This window comes from Streptomyces katrae (assembly GCF_000966975.1).
GTDB classification, from domain to species: Bacteria; Actinomycetota; Actinomycetes; order Streptomycetales; family Streptomycetaceae; genus Streptomyces; species Streptomyces katrae.
This window is the reverse complement of sequence record NZ_JZWV01001041.1, coordinates 1-4,155: the sequence shown is the minus strand read 5'-3', so window position 1 is coordinate 4,155 and position 4,155 is coordinate 1. Positions and strand designations below refer to the sequence as shown.

Genomic DNA, 4,155 nt, shown 5'->3' with positions numbered 1-4,155 from the left:
GGGCTGGGACCGGGCCGGCGCCCGGACGGGGGCCGCGCTCGGCTTCGACACGGCGGTGCTGGTCGACGCCGTGGACCGGCAGGGCGGCATCGAGACCCTGGCCGGCCCGGGCACGCCCGTCCTGGTGGTCACCGAGCCGACGGAGACCGCGACCGCGGCCGCCTTCGCGCATACCGCGGTCCTGGCGGGACGGCCAGGCAACGCCGCGCCGCTGGCCGAGGCCGGCCGCTACTTCGGGCGGCTCGCGCACCTGCTGGACGCCGTCGAGGACCAGACCGCCGACGCCGCCGCGGGCGCCTGGAACCCGCTCACCGCCACCGGGACCTCCCGCGCCGAGGCCCGCCGGCTGTGCGACGACGCGCTGCACGGGATCAAGCTGGCGATGCGCGAGGTGGAGTTCGCCGACGCGGGGCTCGCCCACCGGCTGCTGGTGCACGAGCTGCGCACCTCGGTGGACCGGGCCTTCGGCACCACCTCCTGCGGGCACGGCCACGCCGCCGCGAACTCCGCCGGGCAGGGCTACGGGCAGCCCCCGCAGGCCTCCCCGCCGCACGGCTACGACCCGAACGCCCAGGGCGGCTACGGGCAGGGAGGCCCCTACGGCGGCACGCCGTACGGCCAGAACCCCTACGGCGGCGGCGCACCGCAGTACGCCCCCGGCGGTCCGGGCATGCCGCCCCCGATGGGCCCGGGCGGTCCCGGCGGCGGTGGCGGCCACGGGGGCGGCGGGCTGCCCCCGCAGAAGCCGCGCCGGGGTCTGCTGCACGGCTGCGCGGTGGCCATCGGACTGTTCTGCACCTGCCAGATCTGCTGCACCGACTACGAGGGCCCCTGGTCCCGCAAGAAGCGCGACGCCTGGTGCGACGACTGCGACTGCGACTGCTGCAACTGCGACGGCTGCGACTGCTGCAACTGTGACGGCTGCTGCTGCGACGGCTGCGACTGCGACTGCGGCTGCAGCTGACGCGCCCCGGGGATCCGCCGGGACTGAGCCCGCGTCAGTTCCGCGCCCCCGCAGGCCCGTACGGCGTACGGGGGGATTCCCGCCGGGGTCCGGCGGGAAGGGCTGAGCGGCATGAGCGACGACGAAGCGACCACGGCCTGGCGGCGGTGGCACGAGCAGCGCGTGGCCACCGTCTCCGCCCCCTACGGACCCCTCGCGCTGACCGGCACCCACTGGCTCTCCGAGTCGGTGCCGGAGGACTTGGAAGGTCGAATTCCGGCCGTTCCGGGGCGCTGGCGCGCCGGCGCCGACGGCGTGCTGGTGAGCGCCTGTGCCGAGGACGGCCTGGAACTCGACGGCAAGCCCCTCGACGGTGAGGCCCTGCTGGCCGCCGACGCGGGCCGCCCGGCGGACTCCCGCCTCGCCGCGGGGGAGGTCCGCCTGGTGGTGATCCGGCGCGAGGGGGAGTGGGCCGTGCGCACCTACGACCCCGGCTCCGCCGCCCGGCGCGCCTTCCGGGGCATCGAGGCCACCCCCTACGACCCCGCCTTCGCCCTGCCGGGCCGGTTCCGCCCCTACGGCGAGGACCGGACCGTCCAGGTCGAGAACGCCGACGGGCGCGCCCGCGGGCTCGGCCTCGGCGGCGAGCTGCTCTTCGAGTACGGCGGCGCCCGCCACGCCCTCCACGTGGCCGTCGACGCGGACGACGGCAGCCTGTGGGCCGTCTTCGCCGACGCCACCAGCGGGGACTCCAGCTACCGCTTCCGCTTCCTGCGGCCCGGCACCCCGGGTCCCGACGGGGGCATCACCGTGGACCTCAACCGCGCCCTGCTGCCGCCCTGCGCCTTCGCCGACCACTTCATCTGCCCGTTCCCGCCCCCCGGGAACACCCTGCCCTTCGCGGCCGCCGCCGGAGAGCGACGGCTGAAAGGCGCCCTTGTCGCCGGTAACTGACGCCAGGACACTCCCGTTCAGCGTCATCCGGCGGACTTGTCAGGGGCACGGCGAAACGTTCGGCCGACGGCCGCGCGCCCGCCGCGCCCTCCCCCCGCCGCTCAAGGGCTCCGGCACCCCCACGACCGCCGGGCCCCAGACCCCCCTCCGGGAGGACGTGAAGTGAGGACCAACAGCACCACCCGTCTCCGGCTGCTCGCCGTGGCCACCGGCCTCGCCGCCGTCGCCGCGATCGCCGCCCCCACCGCCGCCAGCGCCGACCCCGCCGACACCGGCTTCAGTGCCGCCCGGCTCGCCGCCGCCGGGGCCTCCGTGCTGCGCGCCGACGTCGCGGGCACCGCCTGGCACACCGACGCCGCCACCGGGACCCTCGTGGTCACCGCCGACTCCACCGTCACCGACGCCGACCTCGCCAGAATCCGCCGCGAGGCCGGACCCGACGCCGCCGCGCTGCGCATCGAACGCACGCCGGGCAAGATCAGGAAGCTGCTCTCCGGCGGCGACGCCATCTACGCCACCAGCTGGCGCTGCTCCCTCGGCTTCAACGTCCGCAGCGGCAGCAACTACTACATCCTGACGGCCGGCCACTGCACCGACGGCGCGGGCACCTGGTGGACCAGCTCCTCCCACACCACCACCATCGGCACCACCGTGGGCTCCAGCTTCCCCACCAATGACTACGGCCTCATCAAGTACGCCAGCAACAGCCCGGTCCCGCCCGGCACCGTCGGCAGCCAGGACATCACCAGCGCCGTCAACGCCACCACCGGCATGTCCGTCACCCGGCGCGGCTCCACCACCGGCATCCACGGCGGGACCGTCACCGGCCTCAACGCCACCGTCAACTACGGCAACGGCGACATCGTCTACGGCATGATCAAGACCAACGTCTGCGCCGAACCCGGCGACAGCGGCGGCCCCCTCTACTCCGGCACCCGCGCCGTCGGCCTCACCTCCGGCGGCAGCGGCAACTGCAGCTCGGGCGGCACCACCTTCTTCCAGCCCGTCACCGAGGCCCTGAGCGCCTACGGCGTCAGCGTCTACTGACGGCCCCGAAGGGCGGCCGCCCCGGCCGCAGGCCCCCTGGACGTCCTCCCGCCTTCTGGGAGGATGTCCAGGGCGTCCACGGGGGAGGAGCTCGTATGAAGCGGATCGGCGTGACCGGGCACCGGACGATTCCCGACGGGTGCCTCGCCCATGTCGAGGAGGGCCTGCGGTCCGCGCTCGGCGGGCACCCCGGCCCGCTGGAGGCACTGTCCAGCCTCGCCGACGGAGCCGACCAGCTCTTCGCCGCCATCGCCCTCGAGTACGGCGCCGAACTCACCGTCGTCATCCCCAGCGGGGACTACGAGGACACCTTCCGCGACAGCCGCGGCCTCGCCGCCTACCGCCGCCTCAAGGACCGGGCCACCCAGGAGGTCCTGATGGGCTTCCCCCGCTCCACCGACGAGGCCTACTACGCCGCCGGCACCTACATCGCCGAGAGCTGCGACCGGCTCGTCGCCGTCTGGGACGGCCTCCCGGCCCGCGGACACGGCGGCACCGGTGAGATCGTCGCCTACGCCAGGGCCCTGGGCAAACCCGTCACCGTCATCTGGCCCGAGGGTGCGGCCCGCGACTGAACCGCGCCCGGACCCTCAACTGCTGTGCCGGGCCAGCCAGTCGGTGTGCTGCGGCGACACGTACCGCTCCGTCTCGTACACCGCCGACGGCCACTGGGACTCCGTGATCGTCGTCTGCATCACGACCATCATCGCCGACAGGTCCTGCTCGATCAGCGTGTGCGCCTCGATCAGCGGATGGTGGCGGCGCACCTCGTTCCAGGCGATCGCCGCCGCCGCGGCCGCACTCGTCACCCCCGCCGCCGCCGTGGCACCCGGACCCGACCCGAACGCCCCGGACAGCGCGAACACCAGCCCCAGACAGGTCAGCAGCACGATCGTCCACGCCCACAGGGCCGTCGCCCGCCGCGAGCCCTCCGCCCTGCGCTGGTACCAGGTGCGCTGCTCGATCAGCCGGTCGCGGACGTACGTCTCCCGGCGCACCTGGTACTCCAGCCCCCGCAGCCGCTGCATCGCCCCGGTGATCTCCCCTCCCTCCGGCACCAGACCCGCCGTCCGCGGGTCCCGCCAGCCCATCTTGCGCAGCTCGTCCAGCCCCTTCTCCAGCCGCGCCCGGTACACCCCCTCCACCCCGGCGACCTCACTGCCGAACGGCGCCCCGTGCACGGCGTACCGCCACGCCAGGGACTTGATGAA

The 4,155-nt window shown here is 74.9% G+C and carries 5 protein-coding genes; 4 read left to right on the top strand and 1 reads right to left on the bottom strand.

Features of this window, described 5'->3' with window-relative positions; genetic code table 11:
* From VR44_RS31940 to VR44_RS31925, 4 genes are all read left to right on the top strand, one after another.
* Window positions 1–964: hypothetical protein (locus VR44_RS31940; protein WP_045951119.1), on the top strand; the 964-nt coding region annotated here is incomplete at its 5' end.
* A 111-nt stretch (window positions 965–1,075) separates the two neighbouring features.
* Window positions 1,076–1,897: a DUF1684 domain-containing protein gene (locus VR44_RS31935; RefSeq protein ID WP_045951118.1), complete on the top strand. Its 822-nt coding sequence runs from the start codon at window positions 1,076–1,078 to the stop codon at window positions 1,895–1,897.
* Between the two features lie 162 nt (window positions 1,898–2,059).
* Window positions 2,060–2,944, top strand: coding sequence for a S1 family peptidase (locus VR44_RS31930; RefSeq protein ID WP_045951117.1), 885 nt, complete (start codon window positions 2,060–2,062; stop codon window positions 2,942–2,944).
* A gap of 95 nt (window positions 2,945–3,039) precedes the next feature.
* Window positions 3,040–3,519 (top strand): hypothetical protein, encoded by a 480-nt coding sequence (locus VR44_RS31925; protein ID WP_045951116.1) that lies wholly within the window; start codon window positions 3,040–3,042, stop codon window positions 3,517–3,519.
* A 15-nt stretch (window positions 3,520–3,534) separates the two neighbouring features.
* Here the strand turns inward: VR44_RS31925 and VR44_RS31920 are convergent.
* Window positions 3,535–4,155: SLATT domain-containing protein (locus VR44_RS31920; protein ID WP_045951115.1), on the bottom strand; the 621-nt coding region annotated here is incomplete at its 5' end.